At 70.0% G+C, this 4,430-nt stretch carries 2 protein-coding genes and 1 pseudogene; 1 reads left to right on the top strand and 2 read right to left on the bottom strand.

The features are described from left to right. Both M1R94_RS20155 and M1R94_RS20150 read right to left on the bottom strand, forming a co-directional pair. Positions 1-656, bottom strand: a pseudogene (locus M1R94_RS20155) (hypothetical protein); the annotation flags it as partial. 243 nt (positions 657-899) lie between these two features. Further along, complete coding sequence (locus M1R94_RS20150; protein ID WP_249383519.1) at positions 900-1,187, bottom strand: hypothetical protein; 288 nt, start codon at positions 1,185-1,187, stop codon at positions 900-902. A 532-nt stretch (positions 1,188-1,719) separates the two neighbouring features. Here M1R94_RS20150 and mobF point away from each other — a divergent pair. After that, the coding region (gene mobF / locus M1R94_RS20145; protein WP_249383518.1) for a MobF family relaxase at positions 1,720-4,430 on the top strand (2,711 nt) is incomplete at its 3' end.

Raw genomic sequence — 4,430 nt, 5'->3', positions numbered from 1 at the left:
CCGGGTACTTCCTCGGTGCTGCCATGACTCTCATCCTCCGTGGATTGAGAGCCTCTACGGAACCCGGGGCGGTTCACCTGCGTGACTGTGCTCCCACTCACTACGTAGTGCGTGGGCACAGCCACTCCTTCGGCGTCGAAAGCCCACGGCGCCTCCAGGGCTCCCAGGGTGAAGGTGATCCCCTCGATTGCCGCGTACTCCATGGAGGCCGTTCCGTCGGCTTGCAGCACCGGCGTGACCCCTTCGAACTCGTAAGTGAACGAGTGGGGCGCGGATGCGGATGAAGTCACGGTGGTGATTTGCACACCGTTGCCGAGTACCTGAACCGTCGCGGACGCCTCCTCGCCCACGAAGACGGCCTGTTCGCCGTCAACCACCTGGGACTGATGAGCGCCCAGCTCTGGCGGGAGCGTGACTGCCGACGCCAGGGCATCACTCGCCACACCGGTAGCACCAACCTGGAGGACTCCGCCCTCGAGATCCATGTGCACGTCACGACCAGCCACGTCTAGGACGGATGCGGCATTGTCCGCGGTCAGGAGTGATCGGCCGTCCTCATTGTCGGGCTGCGCCATCGTGACGGCAGCGGCGATCTCCTCGAACTCCGTTGGGCCTGGTTCCGCGTGGGCCACTCCCGCTCCGAGGGTGACTGCCATGCTCAGCACGGATCCTGCGGCGACGGCGCGCCACATCTGGTGGTGTTGCATCCTTACTCCCCTGTTGTGATGGCACGCCCCTGAACCGCGGATGCGGTTCGACCTCGGAGAGGTGGGGCGGTCTTGGCGTAGCGCACCCCTTCTGGGACGCGACTACGCAAGCTCTTCAGGCAAAGCCTGATCGACTGCAACGCCACCCGGTTCGCGGGAATCGGGCACGTGAGTAGGTGGTGGTGGCTCGGCCTATACGAACTGGGCGACAGCCAGGATGCCAAGGCCTAGTAGCACGAGCTTGTGCGGCTTGGGGCGTTGGGGGCTGCGGTCGTTCGGGTTCCTCGGAATGAGCTCAGAGATGTAGATGAGCCAGACTGTGAGCGCCATCAGAAGAATGTTGGTGACCTTGAACCAGAGTTCGTCATGCTGGAACGAGAGATAACCCACACCGATCACATAAGCGATCAGGCCAACTGCCGACACCGCTGTCGCAGCCCTGAGGAGAGTCAGTCTCCGCTTCCTTGCCAGAACGTCCATCGCAATCCGCCCCCCAACGGTGGCGGCCACGGAGGGCCGCCGGAATCGATGCAGCGAAACTAGCATGCGAAGCATGCCGCCCGTCGGGGTCTGGCAGTGCAACTTGACTGGGTTCCACCCTCACGAACTCAGAGGCCTGCACACGAAGATGACGCCCGCCGTCGACCCGTCGCGGTTGACGGCCGGGTCGCGGTGCCGTGCAGGTCGAGTGCAGGCCACGGCTGTGCGTCTCAAGCGTGGAGAGACCGCCACGCTTGACGGACAGACGGACAGGCCGCGGCGGCACCCTCCCAATGCCGCAGTGCCTCGACCGTGGGGTTGCTCGCCTGACGCACTAGGGGCTCGGCCGGACACGGCTTCGGTCATGCCTGACGCGGGCCGGATGGCGTCTGCGTCGTGTCTTCTCCCCTTCGGTGCACCCCAGTCCTGCAAGGGGGTCGGTCCGGTGGCATCCCCTCATGTTGGTCGTCCTCGCGCACCCGTACATGTAGGGGCCCGTCGTTTCGGGGAGGAGGTGGTGTTGGTGATGGGGATGCACAAGCTGGTGGCTGGGGACGGGTATGCCTACCTGACCCGACAGGTAGCGGCCGGCGACGTGGCCCTGGGTGCCGGGGAGCCGTTGGTGGCTTACTACGAGGCGACAGGCACGCCGCCGGGCAGGTGGCTCGGGTCGGGCCTGCGCGGCCTGGGCGATGTCTCCCACCGGGTGCGGGTGGGTGATGTGGTGTCCGAGGTGGGGATGGCGGCGGTGTTCCGTGACGGGCACGACCCGGTCACCGGGACCGCGTTGGGGCGGTCGTTCGTGGGGCGGGTGCGTCCGGTGGTGGGGTTCGACCTGACGTTCACCGTGCCGAAGTCCGCCGCGGTGGTGTGGGCGCTGGGCGACGAACGGACCAGGGCCGCGGTCGTGGGCGCGCATCACGCGGCGCTGACCCAGGCGTTGGGGTTCGTCGAGCACGCGGTGGTCCGCACCCGGGTCGGTGCTGCAGGGTGCCGTCAGATCCGGACCCGGGGGATGGTCGCGGCGGCGTTTGATCACTACGACACCCGTGCGGGAGACCCCGGTCTGCATACCCATGTGGTGCTGGCCAACAAGGTCCAGGGCCCCGACGGGGTGTGGCGGTCCCTGGACGGCAGGACCGTCCACGCCGCCACGGTCACGGTCTCTGAGCTCTACGACGGGCTGGTGGCCGATGAGCTGCACCGGCGCCTGGGGGTGTCCTGGTCGCACCGTCCGCGCGGGGTCGGGCGCAACGACGCCTTCGAGATCGACGGGATACCCGAGGTGTTGTTGGCGGAGTTCTCCTCGCGGGCCGACCGCATCCACGAGGCCGAGCTCGCCTGGGCCGCAACCTTCCACACCACCCACGGGCGGGCACCGAACCGGGTCGAGACGATCCGCGCCCGGGCACACCTGACCCGGGCGACCCGCCCGGCCAAGGTGGTGCGCCCGCTGGCGGACCTGTTCGCCGGCTGGGCCAACCGGGCCCGGGCGTGCACCGGCCTGGAACCGGCCGACCTGGCTGCTCGGGCGCTGGTCGGGGACTACACCCGGGGGCTGCACGCCCACGACGTGGGCCCGCTGGTCCGCGACGCCCTAATCACCCAGGTCCTGGCGGACGCGGGTGAGCACCGCTCGGTCTGGTCGACCTGGAACCTGGGTGCGGCCGCGGCCCGGGTGACCAAGACCCTGCGCATGGCTTCGTCTCGTCAACGCCAGCTCCTGCTGGACCAGCTGACCAAGGCCGCCGCCGGGCTGTGCGTGCACCTCGATGCCGGCCGCGACCCGGGGTCGGTGCGGGTCGGTGAGGCGCTGTTCACCACCGTCGAGCTACTCGGGGCCGAGCGAGTGCTGCTCGAGGCCGCCGAGGCCACCGACTACCCCCACCCGCTGTATGGGTGGGACGCCGACGCCCTACCCCGCTCGCCCCACCTGGCCGGGCTGACCCCCGACCAGTCCGCCGCGGTCCAGGCGGTCATGACCTCACCGCACCGCCTGGACGTGCTGGTCGGCCCGGCCGGGACCGGCAAGACCACCACCCTGGCCGCCCTGACCCAGATCGCCCGCGATCACGGCCGCAAGGTCATCGGCCTGGCCCCCTCCGCCTCCGCCGCCCACACCCTGGGCTCCGCAATTGGTATCCCGACCGAGACCACCGCGAAGTGGCTGCACGAGGCGTGCGGGCCCGGGGCGGCGGCCCGCGCGGTCGTCCACCACCAGGCCGCAGCCGACCGGGTCGACCCGACCCTGGACCCGCGCGCCCGGGAAGCCGCCAACCAGAAGATGTGGCAAACCCGCATCGAGCAGGACACCTGGCGGTTCACCATGGGCCAGATCGTGATCATCGACGAAGCCTCCCTGGCCGACACCCCCACCCTGGCGACCCTGGTCCAGCTCGCCGAGCAGGCCAACGCCAAGGTCCTGCTGGTCGGGGACCACCTCCAGCGCGGTCCGGTCCGGGCCGGTGGGGCCTTCGGGATGCTCGCCCGCCGCGGCCCCACCGCCGAGCTCACTGCCCTGCACCGGTTCACCCACGCCTGGGAAGCCCGCGCCACCCTGGAGCTACGGCACGGCCAACCCCGCGCCCTGGACACCTACGCAGCGCACGGCGCCATCCACGACGGCGACCTCGACCAGGCAATCGACATGGCCCTGGACGCCGCCGACACCGCCGCGATCACCGGGCGGGTCGCGCTGCTGCAGGCCGCGGACCTACGCACCGTGCGCGAGCTGAACACCCAAGCCCGCCAACGCGCCATCCTCACCGGCCACGCCACCATCGAGGGCATCACCCTGCACGACGGGCTGGTCGCCGGCGTCGGCGACCGCATCATCACCCGCCGCAACGACCGACGACTACGCACCCCCGACGGCCACGTCCGCAACGGCGCCCTGTGGCACGTCACCGCCACCCACCCCGACGGATCCCTCCACGTCACCCCCGTCACACCACCCGGCGACGACCGACCAGCCACCACCGCCAACCGATCACCCCGGCACGGCGAACGTGCGGTGCGCCTGCCCGCGGCCTACGCCGCCGAGCACGTCGAGCTCGGCTACGCCATCACCACCGCCCGCTCCCAAGGCCTAACCGTCGATGAGTCCCACACCATCGCCACCCCGACCATGGCCCGCGAAGACCTCTACGTCGCCCTCACCCGCGGCCGCCACGCCAACCACGTCTACGTCCCCACCGACCTGACCGACCACTGCCCACCCGACATCCCCGGCACCAGCCACCA

This window comes from Actinotalea alkalitolerans (genome assembly GCF_023369855.1).
In the GTDB taxonomy this organism is placed as follows: domain Bacteria; phylum Actinomycetota; class Actinomycetes; order Actinomycetales; family Cellulomonadaceae; genus Actinotalea.
The sequence above is the reverse complement of the archived record's forward strand: the minus strand, read 5'-3'. Positions and strand labels throughout refer to the sequence as shown.